The sequence below is a fragment of the Nocardia flavorosea NBRC 108225 genome (assembly GCF_001613385.1).
GTDB lineage: Bacteria > Actinomycetota > Actinomycetes > Mycobacteriales > Mycobacteriaceae > Nocardia > Nocardia flavorosea.
On record NZ_BDCG01000016.1, the window covers coordinates 226,434 to 241,084 of the forward strand.

Annotated in this window: 17 protein-coding genes; 10 read left to right on the forward strand and 7 right to left on the reverse strand. The window is 67.5% G+C overall.

Annotation, left to right across the window (positions count from 1 at the left end; genetic code table 11):
* Positions 1-51: 51 nt before the first annotated feature.
* The 5 genes from NFL01S_RS21345 to NFL01S_RS21365 all read left to right on the forward strand — a co-directional run bounded on the left by NFL01S_RS21345 (position 52) and on the right by NFL01S_RS21365 (position 4,262).
* Complete coding sequence (locus tag NFL01S_RS21345; protein WP_371851837.1) at positions 52-1,413, forward strand: DUF445 domain-containing protein; 1,362 nt, start codon at positions 52-54, stop codon at positions 1,411-1,413.
* Positions 1,414-1,511: 98 nt separating this feature from the next.
* On the forward strand, positions 1,512-2,006 hold the full coding sequence (locus NFL01S_RS21350; RefSeq protein WP_062977938.1) for a helix-turn-helix domain-containing protein: 495 nt from the start codon (positions 1,512-1,514) through the stop codon (positions 2,004-2,006).
* A complete protein-coding gene (locus tag NFL01S_RS21355; protein ID WP_062977940.1) occupies positions 2,003-2,677 on the forward strand; it encodes a hypothetical protein in 675 nt (224 codons plus the stop codon). Before NFL01S_RS21350 ends, NFL01S_RS21355 begins: the two co-directional genes overlap by 4 nt.
* Before the next feature lie 68 nt (positions 2,678-2,745).
* Complete coding sequence (locus tag NFL01S_RS21360; RefSeq protein WP_033246322.1) at positions 2,746-3,042, forward strand: DUF2516 family protein; 297 nt, start codon at positions 2,746-2,748, stop codon at positions 3,040-3,042.
* A gap of 176 nt (positions 3,043-3,218) precedes the next feature.
* The gene (locus NFL01S_RS21365; protein WP_062978200.1) at positions 3,219-4,262 is read left to right on the forward strand and encodes an alpha/beta fold hydrolase; all 1,044 of its coding nucleotides are present in this window, start codon (positions 3,219-3,221) and stop codon (positions 4,260-4,262) included.
* A gap of 24 nt (positions 4,263-4,286) precedes the next feature.
* On the opposite strand, the gene purU is transcribed toward NFL01S_RS21365, so the two are convergent.
* Together purU and NFL01S_RS21375 are read right to left on the reverse strand one after the other, a co-directional pair.
* Positions 4,287-5,171: a formyltetrahydrofolate deformylase gene (purU, locus tag NFL01S_RS21370; protein WP_062977942.1), complete on the reverse strand. Its 885-nt coding sequence runs from the start codon at positions 5,169-5,171 to the stop codon at positions 4,287-4,289.
* Between the two features lie 190 nt (positions 5,172-5,361).
* On the reverse strand, positions 5,362-5,895 hold the full coding sequence (locus NFL01S_RS21375; protein ID WP_062977944.1) for a GNAT family N-acetyltransferase: 534 nt from the start codon (positions 5,893-5,895) through the stop codon (positions 5,362-5,364).
* A 99-nt stretch (positions 5,896-5,994) separates the two neighbouring features.
* On the opposite strand from NFL01S_RS21375, the gene deoC reads away from it, so the two are divergent.
* Positions 5,995-6,663 (forward strand): deoxyribose-phosphate aldolase, encoded by a 669-nt coding sequence (gene deoC / locus NFL01S_RS21380; protein WP_062977946.1) that lies wholly within the window; start codon positions 5,995-5,997, stop codon positions 6,661-6,663.
* A 217-nt stretch (positions 6,664-6,880) separates the two neighbouring features.
* Here the strand turns inward: deoC and NFL01S_RS21385 are convergent, their stop codons facing one another.
* The 4 genes from NFL01S_RS21385 to NFL01S_RS21400 all read right to left on the reverse strand — a co-directional run bounded on the left by NFL01S_RS21385 (position 6,881) and on the right by NFL01S_RS21400 (position 9,559).
* The gene (locus NFL01S_RS21385; protein ID WP_062977948.1) at positions 6,881-7,606 is read right to left on the reverse strand and encodes an LmeA family phospholipid-binding protein; all 726 of its coding nucleotides are present in this window, start codon (positions 7,604-7,606) and stop codon (positions 6,881-6,883) included.
* 130 nt (positions 7,607-7,736) lie between these two features.
* Positions 7,737-8,528 carry a class I SAM-dependent methyltransferase gene (locus NFL01S_RS21390; RefSeq protein ID WP_062977950.1) on the reverse strand — a complete coding sequence of 264 codons (792 nt, stop codon included), beginning with the start codon at positions 8,526-8,528 and terminating at the stop codon, positions 7,737-7,739.
* Positions 8,504-9,013 (reverse strand): DUF2505 domain-containing protein, encoded by a 510-nt coding sequence (locus NFL01S_RS21395; RefSeq protein ID WP_062977952.1) that lies wholly within the window; start codon positions 9,011-9,013, stop codon positions 8,504-8,506. The genes NFL01S_RS21390 and NFL01S_RS21395 overlap by 25 nt, the downstream gene beginning before the upstream one ends.
* A 57-nt stretch (positions 9,014-9,070) precedes the next feature.
* Positions 9,071-9,559, reverse strand: a complete 489-nt coding sequence (locus NFL01S_RS21400; protein WP_062977954.1) for a DUF2505 domain-containing protein — start codon at positions 9,557-9,559, stop codon at positions 9,071-9,073.
* Positions 9,560-9,649: 90 nt separating this feature from the next.
* Between NFL01S_RS21400 and NFL01S_RS21405 the strand changes: the two genes are divergently transcribed.
* Positions 9,650-10,690 (forward strand): UDP-N-acetylmuramate dehydrogenase, encoded by a 1,041-nt coding sequence (locus NFL01S_RS21405; protein WP_157116798.1) that lies wholly within the window; start codon positions 9,650-9,652, stop codon positions 10,688-10,690.
* A 186-nt stretch (positions 10,691-10,876) separates the two neighbouring features.
* On the opposite strand, the gene NFL01S_RS21410 is transcribed toward NFL01S_RS21405, so the two are convergent.
* The gene (locus NFL01S_RS21410; protein ID WP_062977955.1) at positions 10,877-11,611 is read right to left on the reverse strand and encodes an SDR family NAD(P)-dependent oxidoreductase; all 735 of its coding nucleotides are present in this window, start codon (positions 11,609-11,611) and stop codon (positions 10,877-10,879) included.
* Positions 11,612-11,758: 147 nt separating this feature from the next.
* Here NFL01S_RS21410 and NFL01S_RS21415 point away from each other — a divergent pair, with 147 nt between their 5' ends.
* From NFL01S_RS21415 to NFL01S_RS21425, 3 genes are all read left to right on the forward strand, one after another.
* Positions 11,759-12,583 (forward strand): alpha/beta fold hydrolase, encoded by an 825-nt coding sequence (locus NFL01S_RS21415; protein WP_245670819.1) that lies wholly within the window; start codon positions 11,759-11,761, stop codon positions 12,581-12,583.
* 195 nt (positions 12,584-12,778) lie between these two features.
* The gene (gene mshA, locus NFL01S_RS21420) at positions 12,779-14,119 is read left to right on the forward strand and encodes a D-inositol-3-phosphate glycosyltransferase (RefSeq protein WP_062977957.1); all 1,341 of its coding nucleotides are present in this window, start codon (positions 12,779-12,781) and stop codon (positions 14,117-14,119) included.
* Complete coding sequence (locus tag NFL01S_RS21425; protein WP_062977958.1) at positions 14,116-14,613, forward strand: type III secretion system chaperone family protein; 498 nt, start codon at positions 14,116-14,118, stop codon at positions 14,611-14,613. The genes mshA and NFL01S_RS21425 overlap by 4 nt, the downstream gene beginning before the upstream one ends.
* Positions 14,614-14,651 lie beyond the last annotated feature (38 nt).

Sequence of the window (14,651 nt, forward strand, 5' to 3'; positions counted from 1 at the left end):
CGGCCGGAACCACACCGCGTCGCCGGAGCCACTGCCGGTCGGCACAGCAGAATGGGGGGTATGCAGAAAGCGACCGGCAGCAGTGCGGTGCTCGATTCCGCTCCCGCGACTCCCGGCCCCGGCGGTTCGGGGGAACCACCGGGCGTCTTCTCGACACTCACCGATGACGCGGCCAAACGGCGTGACCTGCGGCGGATGAAGGTGGTGGCCACCGGACTGCTGGCGGTGGCGACCGCCATCTACCTGGTGTGCCGCTGGCTGGAGTCCCGCGGTGGCGCCGGTGACTGGGTGGGGTATGTGCGGGCCGCGTCGGAAGCGGGCATGGTGGGTGCGCTGGCCGACTGGTTCGCGGTGACGGCGTTGTTCAAGCATCCGCTGGGCCTGCCGATTCCGCATACCGCGATCATCCGGCGTAAGAAAGACCAGCTCGGTGCCAGTCTGGGAAATTTCGTCGGCACCAACTTCCTTTCGCCGGAGGTGGTCACCGCGAAGGTGAACTCCGCCCAGATTCCGTGGCGGGTGGGGCGCTGGATGGCGAATCCGGCCAATGCCGCGCGGGTGGCTGACGAGAGTTCGACGATTCTGCGCGCGGTGGTCGGAGTGCTCCGGGACGAAGACGTCGAGCAGGTGATCGATAACACGATCGTGAAACGGATCGCCGAACCGCAGTGGGGCCCGCCGATCGGCCGGGTGCTGGCCGAACTGCTGGCCGACAACCGGCAGCTGCCCCTGGTCGACCTCCTGGCCGAGCGCGCCCACCAGTGGGCGCTGGGTAGTCAGGAGACGGTCGACCGGATCGTCATGGGGGAGGCCCCGCAGTGGGCGCCGAAGTTCGTGAATGTGCTCCTCTCGGAGAAGGTGTACCGCGAGCTGGTCGAATTCACTTGGAAAGTGCGTTCGACCCCGGATCACGAGGTCCGGCTGGCCGCGAACCGGTTCCTCGAGGAATTCGCTCATGATCTGCAGTACGACGAGGCGATGATTGCCAAGGCGGAGCGGATCAAAACCCAGATCATGGGGCGGGAGGAGATCACGGGCCTGGCCGAGGCGACCTGGCGGGCGGCCAAACGGCTGATCCTGGAATCCGCCGACGATCCGGACAGCACCCTGCGCCGGAAGGTCGCGGAGAACGTGCAGCAGCTGGGCGAGCGGTTGCGTGACGATACCGATGCCCGCGCCAAGGTGGACGGGTGGATCGAACGCGGGGCCCGTTATCTGGCGGCCAACTACGCCGACGAGATCGCCACCATCGTCAGCGATACCGTCGCCCGCTGGGATGCGGAGGAGGCCAGTAAGAAGATCGAGGTCCAGGTGGGTCGGGATCTGCAGTTCATTCGAATCAACGGCACCGTGGTGGGCAGCCTCGCGGGCCTGTTGATCTATACGGTCTCGCATCTGATGTTCGGCGGATGACGCCGGCGCGGGAGTACCGGAAAACCTGCTAGCACAAGTGCTTGCAATTGCTAGCACCCTGTTCTATCGTTGCGTACGTACAAGCCAGAAGGTGAGTGATGGCCGAAGAGCCCCACGTTTCCGCTCAGTACACCGACGATCCGGCGGCCACCGCCGGCGGCGGCGACAAGGCAGCCCGCGTGGTGAACGCGGCGCAGGACATCGGCGGGTTCATCCGGGCACAACGCGAGGCCGCGCAGGTCTCGTTGCGTCAGCTCGCCCAGCTGGCAGGGGTGAGCAACCCGTATCTCAGCCAGATCGAGCGCGGTTTGCGAAACCCCTCCGCCGAAGTGCTCACGCAGATCGCCAAGGCGCTGCGGGTCTCTTCGGAAGTGTTGTACGTGCGCGCCGGCTACCTAGAGCAGCGGGCGCACAGTCCCGTCCGGGATGCGCTGCTGGCCGATTCCGCGATCAGTGAGCGGCAGAAGCAGGTGCTCCTGGACATCTACGAATCGTTCCGCCGGGAGAACGGGCCGGAGGAAACGATCGCCCGGGACAGTGTTGTTCCACCACCGAACACCGACGCTCCGCCACGCCAGGAGAACGATAAATGACCGAGAAGAACACCACTGTGAAACCGCTGTTCGCCACCGTCGGTGCCACGGACGCCGTCTACACCGCTGTTCTGGATGCGGTGACCCAGGTGCGGGAACGCGCCACCGACGTCAACGGCCGTGTCGATGAGGCCCGCGAGCGGTTCGCCGGTCTGCCCGCCGATGTGCAGACCCAGTTCGAGCAGATCCGCGCGCGGCTTTCCGAGCTGCCCTCGGAACTGCCGGAGGATCTGGCCGAGCTGCGCGAGAAGTTCACCTCCGAGGAACTGCGCAAACTGGCCGAGCAGTACTACCGCCAGGCACTCGACATCTACTCCGACCTGGCCGTCCGCGGTGAGGAAACCGTGGAACGGCTGCGCGCGAACCATCTGGTGGAAGAGCAGGTGGGCCGGGTCGAGAACCTTTACAAGGATGCCAGTGGCCGGGCCGAGGAAGTGATCGACCGGGTATCCGGCCTGATCGCCCGGTCCGGCAAGGCGCCGGTAGCGGCCGCGCCGGTGGTCGAGGCCGAGGCTCATTCCGCACCCGAGGTCGTCGACGCCGAAGTGGTGGAACCGGCCCCCGTGCCCGAACCCGCTCCGGCTCCGGAACCGGTGAAGAAGGCGCCTGCGGCCAAGAAGACCGCCGCGAAGAAGACGCCGGCCAAGAAAGCCGCCCCGAAGTCGGTCTGACCTGCCGATCTGGGCTCGCGCCCCCGTGCACCTGTGGTGTGCGGGGGCGCTGCTCCTATCATGGTGGGGTGCAGCAGGTGTATGGCTTGACCGCTTGGATCATGGCCGCGCTGTGGCTACTGGCAATCAGCGCGACTGTGTTCGCGCTGGTGCATGCCGTGCGCCAGCGTTCCGACGCGTTCACCGCGGTCGACAAACTGACGAAACCCATTTGGCTGGGCATCCTCGGCGTGGCCGTGCTGCTGTTGATGCTGCCTCCGCTCCGGCTGGGGCTGCTGAGTTTCGTCGCCATCATCGCGACCGGTATCTACCTCGCCGATGTGCGGCCGAAGGTGGACGAGGTCCAGCGCGGTCCGCGCTGGTAGCGCGATATTCCCGCCCCGTCGGTGGCGGGGTGTCTCGATCTGTCACAGGTGGTGTCCGGCGCCGGCCCGGCCGGTATCCGGCGTGCCTGTGACCCGTCTTCCGGAGTCGCCGTGTCCGGCTGGCGAGGTGTGCTCCTGCGCGTTACTGTGTCAGTTAGTAACACAAAGGAGTGTCGATGCGTGCGATGATGTCGGAGCTCTGGAGCGCCCTCGCTCATCAGATCGATGGAATCTTCGAGGTGCACCGGGCCGGACTGCGCAGCCGCGGCGGATACCGCAACCCCGCGCTCAACCCGCCGAGCGCGGAACCTCAGGTCATCGATGTGCGGGCGGCCGACGGAGCCCGGCTGCGCGTGCACGCCTACGGCCCGCACGACGCACAACCCATGGTGTTGATCCATGGCTGGACCTGCTGTCTCGAATACTGGAACCCGCAGATCAACGCCTTCGCCGGCGAGTACCGCGTGATCGCCTTCGATCTGCGCGGCCACGGGGAGAGCGAATTCGGTCATCCCGATCAGCTGGACTGTCACCTGCTCGCCGATGATCTCTGCGCGGTCCTCGGCGCTGTACTGCGACCGGGGCAGCGGGCGGTCGTGGTCGGGCACAGCCTCGGCGCGATGACAGTGCAGGCGTGGGCGGGTAAGAATCCGCAGCGGGTACTCGATCAGGCCGCGGCGGTGGTGCTGGCCAATACCGGGCCGTATGCGCTGGTGGACGAGACCACTGTGGTGCCGTTCTTCAACCGGCCACTACCGCTGCTGAACCGGAAGGTGCCGCTGCCGATGTGGCTCGGACGGGGCGGGCTGAGTGCCCGGATCGTCTTCCCGCCGGTGGCGCCGGTGCGGTGGGTGTTCGCGCGACAGATCATGAGCCTGGACGCCGACCCCGAAACCATCGACTTCGGGTTGAATATCGCGCGGTCCTGCCGCTCCTGGGTGCGGTCGGAATTCGGCCGGTTGCTGGCCGAGATGGATCTCGGCGATGCGGCCCGGCAACTGATGGTGCCGACCACCGTCGTCGCCGGTACTGCCGACGATATGACGCCCGCCGTACACGCCGAGCAGATCGCGGAGTGGCTGCGGGAAACAGGCAATCTCGCCCGGTTCGTCCTCTTGCCCACCGGGCATCTGGGCACTGTGGAAGCGATCGATCGCTTCAACGAGATCCTGGGTGAGGTGCTCGCCTCGGTGCGCGCGCCCGCCGAAGCCGTGGGCTGACCGTCCCACCGGCGGTAGACCGGTTCAGGAGAACACGACGGTGCGCTTACCGTGCACCAGCACCCGGCTCTCCAGGTGCCAGCGCAGACCGCGGGCCAGCACCACCCGTTCGATATCGCGTCCCTGGCGGACCATATCGCTCACTCCGTCGGCATGATCGACACGGATCACGTCCTGTTCGATGATCGGGCCCGCGTCCAGTTCCGCCGTCACATAGTGGCAGGTGGCGCCGATCAGTTTGACGCCGCGGACGAAGGCTTGATGGTAGGGGCGGGCGCCGACGAAGGACGGCAGGAAACTGTGGTGGATATTGATAGCCCGCCCGGCCCAGTGCTCGCACAGTCGTTCCGGTAGCACCTGCATGAACCGGGCGAGCACTACCGCGTCGGGGTCGTGTTTGTCCACCAGTTCGCGGACCTGCTCGAAAGCCGGTCCGCGTTCGGCCGGATCCTTCGGGAAGGGCACGTGATGGAACGGGATACCGTGCGCCTCGGTCATGGCGGCCAGATCCAGATGGTTGCCGATCACCGCCTCGATGGTGGCGGGCAGTTCACCCGCGGTTGCGCGTCCGAGCAGATCGTGCAGACAGTGACCTTCCTTGCTGACCAAGACCACTGCCCGTCGGCGGAGTCCCGAATCGTGCACCTGCCATTCGGTGTCCGGGCCGAGCTCATCGGCGATCTGCCGGAACCGTTCCCGCAGTTCCTCGACCCCGAACGGCACCGTCGAGGCCTTGATGGACTGCCGGGTGAAGAACCATCCCGTCTCCAGATCGGAGTGATAACCGGCCTCCAGGATGGAGCCGCCGAACTCGGCGATGAACGAGGTGATGGCGGCGATGATGCCCGGGCGGTCGAGGCAACCCAGGGTCAGCACATATCGGCGATCGTCGGACACGGCGGAAACCATGAAGTGAGCCTAGCCAAGTCGTTCGACGCTGCCGCTGCGCGCGGGCCGCAACTGTGCAGGGTTTCACTGAACACGGCACGGCCGCTGGGCTCGCAGCGGCGGCGCACCGGTTCGATGTGCCCGGCGCAGCTGCCGGGATTCGGCCCTATCGCTCGATCAGCGGATTCGACCCGATACGAGCCGGCCGCGTTCAGAGGGCGTAGAAAGGGCGGGCATAACGGAATTCGCCGAGGATCTGGGAGTCGTAGGCGGTCAGCGGGCGCACCTGGAAATGGCTCGCCCACTCGGGCCGGTCGGGGGTGATGCCGAGGCGTTCGCCCGGTTGGAAGCCGAATCGCGGGTAGTAGTCGAGACTGCCGAGCAGGCCGATCAATGGTTCGTCGAGCGCGTCGGCGGCACCGGCCACGGCGTGTATGAGCGCGGAACCGATCCCGCGACGGTGCCGGTCGGCGAGCACCCCGATCGGGCCCAGTGCGAGCACCGGGAACGGGCCCACCGTGGCCCGGGTGACACAGACGTGGCCGACCACCGTATCGCCGGCCATCGCGACCATGGACAGGGTCGGAATCCAGCCGGGGTCGCTGCGCAACTCCTCCATGAGCGCCACTTCGGGAGGATCCTGCGCGCCGTCTCCACCGGCTGTGACGTACTGGGCAGCGAACGCGCTGCGGTGTACGGCGGCCACGGCGGCGGTGTCGACGCCACGTTCGCGACGGATCAGCAACGTCGTCCTCTCCTATGGGGCCGATTGCGATACGAAGTGTTCCCGACGGACCGGAGGCCCGCAACGGAATTCGGTCCGGGTGTGCCAGACTCTCGTGCCATGGCCGATTCCGTATCGCTGACCCGGTCCGAGGTGGCCGCAATGATCGACCACACGCTGCTCGCCCCGGAAGCGACCAGCGCGGATGTTACCGCCCTGGTCGCCGAGGCCCGGGAGCTCGGCGTGTACGCGGTATGCGTTTCGCCGGCCATGCTGCCGGTGCGGGCACCGGGGGTGGTGGTGGCCACCGTCGCGGGGTTCCCTTCCGGGAAACACCATTCGCTGATCAAGGGGGCCGAGGCCCGGCTCGCGGTGGATCAGGGGGCGGCGGAGGTCGATATGGTCATCGATATCGGTGCGGCGGTCGCCGGCGATTACGCCGCCGTGCTCGCCGATATCATCGTGGTCCGCGAGGCGATCGACCAGCGAGCGGTGCTCAAGGTGATCATCGAATCGGCCGCGCTCACCGACGAAGCGATCGTCGAGGTGTGCCGGGCCGCCGAACAGGCCGGCGCCGATTTCGTGAAAACCTCCACCGGCTTCCACCCCGCCGGCGGCGCCACCCCCCATGCAGTCCAGTTGATGGCCCAAACCGTCGGCAACCGCCTCGGAATCAAGGCGAGCGGCGGCATCCGAACGGCCGAAGCAGCCGCCGACCTGATCACCGCAGGCGCCACCCGCCTAGGCCTCTCCCGCACCCGAACAGTCCTGGACGGCTTCCCCGAATAGGTTCACAGACCCCGGGGTGGGGCCCGCCCGGTTCTGGAGCGACAGAGCGGGGGAGCGAAGCGGAGGAGCGGCGGAGTGAAGAACCGGGCCCGATAGGGCCCCACCCCTCGAGACGCGGAGCGTCTCCAAAATTACAGCCCGCCCCTTAACGGACTGCCCACACCGAGAGCACGTCCACCGGATCCGAGCTCCAACTCCGTACCTCCGGAATCTGCCCTCAGCAGGAAGTACTGCCCTCCGGCGGCGGCGGCAACTCCGCCTGCCCACCCTTCAGATCGATTTCGACACCGTTATCGGTGACCTTCAGCGCCGTCGGCTCCAGGCCCAGCGGGTAGACCTGCATACTCTCGGTCAGCAGGTTCACCACCCCCTCGGCCAGATCCTCCGGCACCCCGATACCCAGGAACTGCGCCTGCCCGACCTCCAGTTGCACCTTCCCGTCGACGATCTGCGGCGTGATCTGGAGCCGGCCCAGCCCGCCCAGTACCGCCATGGTGAGTTTCCCGGAGTCCGGATCCGACCGGACCTCGCTGACGAGGCCCTTCAGCGTCTGGGTCATTCCCTCGTTGCTCCAGCTGACGTCGGCGTTCGAGCTGCCGATCGTGCTACCGCTGTTACTGCCCTCCGGCATCTGGATATCGTGGAACTGCGCGTGTACCTGCATATCGACGGCGGGGCCGAATTCGGCTCCTTCGCTGTCGACGTCCATCCGCGAAACCTTCCCGTCCACCATGGTGACGAGTAGTGGTTTGGCGCCGAAGCCGACATTGATCTGCGAGCCCATCTCCTTCTCGAACTGGCTGCTGATACAGCTTGCGATCCGGTGCCGCGCATAGGCTTCACCGCCGATGAGCGCGGCCGCCACCAGTACGGCGGCGGTGATCACGGCGATGACCGCGGTCCGGCGACTGACCTTCGGTACCGACAGGCTCTTGGTGGGCATGCACGCGATTGTTCCGCATTATTCTGTGCCGGCTCTGAGGCCCGGGTGTGGGCAGATGGTGAACGTGGCGACGTCAGCGGCGGTCGGATGGCCGAGTTTGTGAGATGGAACACGCGGCCCCGCCCGCATGTCAGGAAGGCGCGACGGTGGTCCAGGGGACGGTGAGGACGTTATCGCGCATCCGGCGGCGCCGATCGTGCACCGGCCACCCCTGTTCGCGCAGCAGCTCGGCGGCGGCGCGCCAGCGGATGCGCGGACCGAATACGGCCAGCGGTGCGGTATGTGCCCAGGCCAGGTCGGCCGCCGACAGCAGTGCATGGATACGTTCGCCGGGGATATTGCGGTGGATGAGCGCTTTGGGGAGCCGTTCGGCGAGGTCGGACGGGCGTTCGACGGTCAGCGGATCCCACGCCAGTGTGAGGCTGAGCGGTCCGGACCCGTCGAGGAGAACCCAGGTGCTCCGCCGGCCGAGTTCGTCGCAGGTTCCCTCGATCAGCAGCCCGCCCGGCGCCAGGCCCGACAGGATCGTCGCCCAGGCCCCGGCGACCGCCGATTCCGGATATTGGCGCAGCACGTTGAACGCGCGCACGAGGTGTGGTCGCAGGCCCGCCAATTCGAAGCCGCCGCGGGCGAACCGCACACCGTCGCGGGCAGGTACCACCCGGGCCGGGTCGATCTCCAGGCCCACCACCCGGACATCGGGGCGGACCGTGCGCAGGCGCGCGGCCAGTTCCAGCGTGGTCCACGGTTGCGCGCCGTAACCGAGGTCCACCACCAGCGGGTCGGCGGCACGGTGCAGTACACCGGTGATCTGTGGATCGTGGACGAGCCGGCGATCACTGCGGCGGAGCCGATTCGTTCCGGTGGTGCCCCGGGTGACCGTGCCGAGGGGGGTGTTCAGAGTTTTCGGTCGTCCAGCCACTGCTGGGTCACTTCGGCCTCGGCGCGGAACAGATCGACCAGGTTCACCAGCATGAGCTGTTCCAGCCGTGGCCCCATCATCGGGATGAAAACCTTCGCATCCGAGGAGATGCGCATGGTGCAACCGGTATCGGTGGGGAACAGGCGCATGGTCCCGGTGAGGCTGCCGGGGCCGGCCGGGATGGAAGCGGAGTACTTGCCCTCGACCTCCGGCCCGAACGGGCCGTAGCTCTCTTTACGGGTGATGACCATATCTTTGCGCATCACGGTCTGCGCGACCTCGGGCAGCATTTCGCGGGGCAGGATATGGTGCAGCACCACGTCGATCCCGTCCTCGCTCGCATCGATCGAGACCACCTCGTTGGGCGAGTACTTCCGCATTTCGACCATCCGGGCTTCCCAGTAATCCCGGTTCGTCAGCGCCGCGTATACCTCTTTGGTGGTGTGCAGCGGGTAGCGGGCGGAATAGTCCAGTCGGCGAGCCATGCGCGGTAGGTTACCGTCCGGTTGCGCCGGGGCGGGCCGGAGGCCGGGCAGCCGGCACTACGCCTGTTCGGCGATCCAGCCGTTGGTGAACTCGGTCTCCTCGGCCAGCAGCTCGGTGAGACGTTCCCCGATGGCTTCCTCGATCTTGCGGCCGAACAGCGGGACCTTCACCTCGATCGAGCCGGAGATCTCGGCGACGGCGCCGGTGGGTTCGTCGGTGGCGGTGATGGTGCCACGAACCTCCGCGGGCGCGCCCTCGACCCGGGCCTCGAAACTACCGGTAGTCCCCGACCACAGTTCAGTGCGCGGAATCATCAGATCGCCGGGGTGCACAGCGGTGATGGCGGGCGGCAGCAGATCGGCCGGAATGGACTGCACGACCTCGATACGAACCTGTTCGCCTTCCAGTTCCAGGGAAACGAACCGGGCACCCGGCCCGCCCACCGCCGCGATACGGTCCTGCCAGTACTTCTCGTTGCGGAACGCTTCGCGCACCGCGGCAACCGGGTGAGAGTAGCGAGCCGTATACGCCAGCGCTGTAGCCATGACCGAACACGCTACCGTCTGGTCGTGCGAACTTCTCGGGTTGTCCCCGCGGACGAACTCCGGCAGCTGCTGGCCGGAACGGGTGCGCTGGTGCGTTCCGCGGTGCCGCTGGCGCAGCTGACGACACTGCGGGTCGGAGGCGGCGCGACGATCGCCGAATGCGCCGGTACCGATGCCTTGGTGGCGGCCGTCCGCGCGCTGGACGCGGCCGGGATTCCGGTACTGCTACTCGCCGGCGGATCCAATCTGCTCATCTCCGACGACGAGGTGCCCGGGGTGGTGGTCCGGATCGCGACCGAGGGGGTCGAACTGGGGCCCGATTCGGTGACCGCGGACGCGGGGGCGAACTGGGACGCGGTGGTCGCGAAGACCGTGCGCGCCGGGTTCGGGGGGCTGGAATGCCTGTCGGGGATCCCGGGATCGGCCGGGGCCACGCCCGTGCAGAACGTGGGTGCGTACGGCGTGGAGGTCGCCGACCTGCTGCGCCGGGTGCAGCTACTGGACCGGGCGAGCGGGGAAATCCACTGGGTCGAACCCGGTGACCTCGGGTTCGGATATCGGACGAGCCGGCTCAAACACCGCTCCGACGCGGTGGTGCTCGCGGTGGAGTTCGCCCTCGATCCCTCCGGGGCCAGCGCTCCGTTGCGCTATCGGGAGCTCGCGCAACGGCTGGGCGCCGCGGAGGGGGAGAGCCGGCCGGCGGCGGCCGTCCGCGAAACGGTTCTCGGCCTGCGCGCCGGGAAAGGGATGGTGCTCGATCCCGCCGACCACGACACTTGGAGCGCAGGGTCCTTCTTCACCAACCCTGTGGTCGCCCACGACCGGGTGGACGGCGTCCGGGCCGCGATCCGCGAGCAGCTCGGCGAGGTGCAGGTGCCCGAGTTTCCGGCGGTGGGCGGTGTCAAGTTCTCCGCCGGCTGGTTGATCGAACGCGCCGGTTTCGCCAAGGGTTTCCCCGGTCCTGATGCCGCCGCCCGGCTGTCGACCAAGCACACTTTGGCCCTCACCAACCGCGGCGCAGCCACCGCCGCCGAGATCGTCGCGCTCGCTCGCACGGTGCGCGATGGTGTGGCCGACCGGTTCGGCATCACGCTCACCCCTGAACCCGTGACAGTCGGTATCGAGATCTGACCACACCGTCCGGCCCGCACGGGTGTCCGGCCTCTTCGCCGCCGGCATCATCCGGAAAACTGCCGATCGTAGGGGCCGGTGACCGTGCGTTCTCAGATCTTCTGCCGGACGCACCGGCGGCCGCCGCCGACAGTGCCGTGCCTTTGCGCCGGACCGCCGATATCGCGAGCTGGGCCTGCCGATCGGTCAGCTACGCCGGGCGAAGCGGCCGGGGTCGGCCTGGTCGCGGGGTTTGACGATGATCTGGTCGAGATTCACGTGCGGTGGCCGGCTCGCGGCGAAGGCGACGATTTCGGCGATGTCCTGGGCGACGAGCGGGTCGATACCTTCGTAGACCTTCGCGGCGCGTTCGGTGTCACCGTCGAAACGGACCACGGAGAATTCGGTTTCCACCGCGCCGGGTGCGATCTCGGTGAGGCGGACCGGTTGCCCGAGCAGTTCACCGCGCAGGGTGCGATGCAGCACGGCCTGGGCGTGTTTCGCGGAGGTGTAACCGGAGCCGTTGTCGTAGGCGTGGAACGCGGCGACCGAGGTGATGGTGACGATCAGGCCGTCGCCGGAGGCGATGAGTTTCGGTAGCAAGGCCTTGGTCATCCGGAGGGTGCCCAGCACATTGGTTTCCCACATCCAGCGCCAGTCGTCGAGATCGGCCTCCGCGACCGTGGCCAGCCCTTTCGCGCCGCCCGCATTGTTGACCAGGATATTCGCGCTGTCGACCGCTTCGGTGAATGCCGCGACCGATTCGTCGGACGTGACATCGAGCTCGAGCGCGGTCCCACCGATCTCGGTGGCCAGCTGCTGCAGCCGGTCGACCCGGCGGGCGCCCACATACACGTGGTAACCCTGTTTCGCGAGCTCCCGGGCGGTGGCTTCCCCGATTCCCGAGCTGGCCCCGGTAACAACAGCGGTGCGTATACCCATGCCCCGATCCTAATTACCGCTCTCCGGCCGGGGACGGCAGCGGCCTACCTCCAGGGGCGAGGCCGCCTCGTTCTGGAGCGGAGGAGCGGAGAACGAGACCGAGGGGCCCCGAACCACGCGACGCCGAAGGCGGCGCAGAATATTGCCGTGATCAAGGAAGCGCGCAGTATCGACGGGACCGGCATCGTTTATCGGATCGGCGGGCCCGTGGAGGCGCCGCCGCTGGTGCTGGTGCACGGCTGGTCGGCGGATCTGCGCTGCTGGGGGCGCGTGTTCGACGAGTTCGCCGTAACGTTTCGGGTGATCGCGGTGGATCTGCGCGGGCACGGATATTCGGGGGCGCCGGATTCGGGTTACGACGAGCCGAAGAACTGGGCCGGTGATATCGCGGCGGTACTGGCGGCGGAATCGATCGGCTCGGGTGCGGTGCTACTGGGGTGGTCCTACGGCGGGATCGTGGTCAGCGACTACCTCGCCGAGTACGGCAGCGATGCGGTCGCGGGCGTGGTCTACACCGGGGCCATGGCCAGTATCGGTCGGGGTGTGCCCGGCGCCGATGTCGGCGAGGCGATGCAGCGGGCCATCCCGGGCGTATTCGAGGAGAGCCCCGGGCGGGCGATGCGCGGGTTCTCCGCATTCGGCAATGCCAATACCGGGCCCGGTGCGGACAAAGGCGCCGATGCGCAACGCTTGTACGGGGCGAGTCTGGCGACTCCGCCGTTCGTGCGGAAGGCGCTGTTCTATCGCTCGGTGGACAACACCGAGACCCTGCGTGAGCTGGAAATCCCGGTGCTGGTCCTGCACGGTTCAGCCGATCCGGTAGTGCCGGTGGCCGACGGCCGGTATATCGCGGAAACCGCGCCGCGAGGCCGCGCCTCGATATGGGAGGGCGCTCAGCACGGGCTGTTCATCGAGGATCCGGACCGGTTCGTCGCCGAGGTTCGCGATTTCGTCCAGGAGTGCAGTGCTTGATCGCGGCGCCTCGGGTTCGCGCGGCCTCGGTCGCCAACGACGCGTGCCGTGGATCCGCGGGTGGGTGCTGTACAGGCGCCCGGCAGGCGGCCCCGATACACATGGGGCGCGCATGTATGGCACGAAATCCGGTATCTGTGATCACTTTCACCCAGCGGGAAGGAGCCGCCGGGTCGCTGTGTTGCACCGTGCAATATGGACATCGTGAGTGAACGCCCGGACCGACGGCCGAACCGTATCGCCGTACTGACGGTGCACACCTCACCACTGGCCCAGCCCGGTACCGGTGACGCCGGCGGTATGAACGTCTATGTGCTGCAGACCGCCGAGCAGCTGGCCCAGCGGGGAACAGAGGTGGAGATTTTCACTCGGGCGACCTCCTCGGACCTACCGCCGGTGCAGGAAGCCGCGCCCGGTGTGCTGGTGCGCAATGTGGTCGCGGGGCCGTTCGAGGGCCTGGACAAACACGACCTGCCGACCCAGTTGTGTCCGTTCACCGCGGAGGTGCTGCGGCAGGAGGCCCGGCGGGTACCCGGATATTACGACCTTGTGCATTCGCATTACTGGCTGTCCGGGCAGGTCGGCTGGCTGGCGCGGGATCGCTGGCGGGTGCCGCTGGTCCATACCGCGCACACCCTGGCCGCAGTGAAGAACGCCGCCTTGGCCGACGGGGATTCACCCGAACCGGTGACCCGGGAGATCGGCGAGAAGCAGGTGATCGCCGAGGCCGATCGGCTCACCGCCAACACTGCCCGGGAGGCCCGGCAACTGGTCGATCTGTACGGTGCGCTGCCCGACCGTATCGATATCGTGCCGCCCGGTGCGGACCTGACCCGCTATCGCCCCGGCGACCGCGCGGCAGCGCGCGCCGAACTCGGCCTTTCCGCCGATGAGGAGATCGTTGCGTTCGTGGGCCGTATCCAGCCGTTGAAGGCGCCGGATGTGCTGGTCCGGGCGGTTGCCGAAGCGATCCGGCGGCGGCCGGGCCGTAAATTGCGGGCACTGATCGTCGGCGGGCCGTCGGGCACGGGACTGGAACGCCCGGACTCGCTCATCGAACTAGCGGACCGGCTCGGTATCAGCGACCAGGTGACCTTCCTGCCGCCGCAGCCCGCCGACCGGCTGGTGCTGGTGTACCGGGCCGCGAATCTCGTCGCGGTGCCGAGTTACAACGAATCGTTCGGTCTGGTCGCGCTGGAAGCGCAGGCCGCCGGAACCCCGGTGCTCGCGGCCGCGGTCGGGGGCCTGGGCACCGCCGTCCGGCACGAACACAGTGGGCTGCTCGTGGCCGGGCATCGCATACCCGATTGGGCCGGTGCCCTGGAATACCTGCTGGACGATCCGGCCCGGCTGAGACTGATGGGGGAGCGCGCGGTGGCACATGCCGCGGATTTCTCCTGGGCGCATACCGCGGAAAAACTGCTCGCCAGCTATACCGCCGCATTGTCCGGCTCGGGCCGGGCCCCCGCTATCCTCGGCGAGAACCAGGCCAGATCGCGGGCGCTGTGGCGGCGCCGGACGGGAGTGCTCCGATGAGCGAGGTGCCGGAGACCGCGCGGATCGTCGAGGAGACATTGCGCGACCGGGAGATCGAATACACCCACCCGGCCGACGATGTGTTCGTCGCGGTGCTGCCCGGCGAGCGGAAACTGAAAACCAACGTGATGCTCACCGTGGGCGGGCACGGAGTGCGGTTCGAATCGTTCGTCTGCCGTAAACCCGACGAGAACTTCGAAGGCGTCTACAAGTTCCTGTTGCGCCGCAACCGGCGGCTCTACGGTGTGGCCTACACACTGGACAAGGTGGGCGATATCTACCTCGTCGGCCGCGCCGCCACCCATGCGGTGACGGCCGAGGAACTGGACCGCATCTTCGGTCAGATCCTCGAAGCGGTGGACGGTGACTTCAACACACTGCTCGAACTCGGTTTCGCCGAATCCATCCGACGCGAATGGAAGTGGCGGGTATCGCGCGGCGAATCGCTGAAGAACTTGCGCGCGTTCGAGCATCTGGTCGACGGAAACTCCTGACGCAGGCCGGTCATACCGTCGACTGCCGGGCGGGGATG

What these genes read in the sequence shown, in the direction of transcription:
- NFL01S_RS21345 (WP_371851837.1), top strand. Translation starts at nt 52, where the DNA reads ATGGGGGGTATGCAGAAAGCGACCGGCAGCAGTGCGGTGCTCGATTCC.
- NFL01S_RS21385 (WP_062977948.1), bottom strand. Translation starts at nt 7,606, where the DNA reads ATGCCCACCAAGAGCCTGTCGGTACCGAAGGTCAGTCGCCGGACCGCG.
- NFL01S_RS21425 (WP_062977958.1), top strand. Translation starts at nt 14,116, where the DNA reads ATGAGCGAGGTGCCGGAGACCGCGCGGATCGTCGAGGAGACATTGCGC.
- NFL01S_RS21400 (WP_062977954.1), bottom strand. Translation starts at nt 9,559, where the DNA reads ATGGCTACAGCGCTGGCGTATACGGCTCGCTACTCTCACCCGGTTGCC.
- NFL01S_RS21395 (WP_062977952.1), bottom strand. Translation starts at nt 9,013, where the DNA reads ATGGCTCGCCGACTGGACTATTCCGCCCGCTACCCGCTGCACACCACC.
- purU (WP_062977942.1), bottom strand. Translation starts at nt 5,171, where the DNA reads ATGGTTTCCGCCGTGTCCGACGATCGCCGATATGTGCTGACCCTGGGT.
- NFL01S_RS21365 (WP_062978200.1), top strand. Translation starts at nt 3,219, where the DNA reads ATGCGTGCGATGATGTCGGAGCTCTGGAGCGCCCTCGCTCATCAGATC.
- NFL01S_RS21410 (WP_062977955.1), bottom strand. Translation starts at nt 11,611, where the DNA reads ATGGGTATACGCACCGCTGTTGTTACCGGGGCCAGCTCGGGAATCGGG.
- NFL01S_RS21350 (WP_062977938.1), top strand. Translation starts at nt 1,512, where the DNA reads ATGGCCGAAGAGCCCCACGTTTCCGCTCAGTACACCGACGATCCGGCG.
- NFL01S_RS21355 (WP_062977940.1), top strand. Translation starts at nt 2,003, where the DNA reads ATGACCGAGAAGAACACCACTGTGAAACCGCTGTTCGCCACCGTCGGT.
- mshA (WP_062977957.1), top strand. Translation starts at nt 12,779, where the DNA reads ATGGACATCGTGAGTGAACGCCCGGACCGACGGCCGAACCGTATCGCC.
- deoC (WP_062977946.1), top strand. Translation starts at nt 5,995, where the DNA reads ATGGCCGATTCCGTATCGCTGACCCGGTCCGAGGTGGCCGCAATGATC.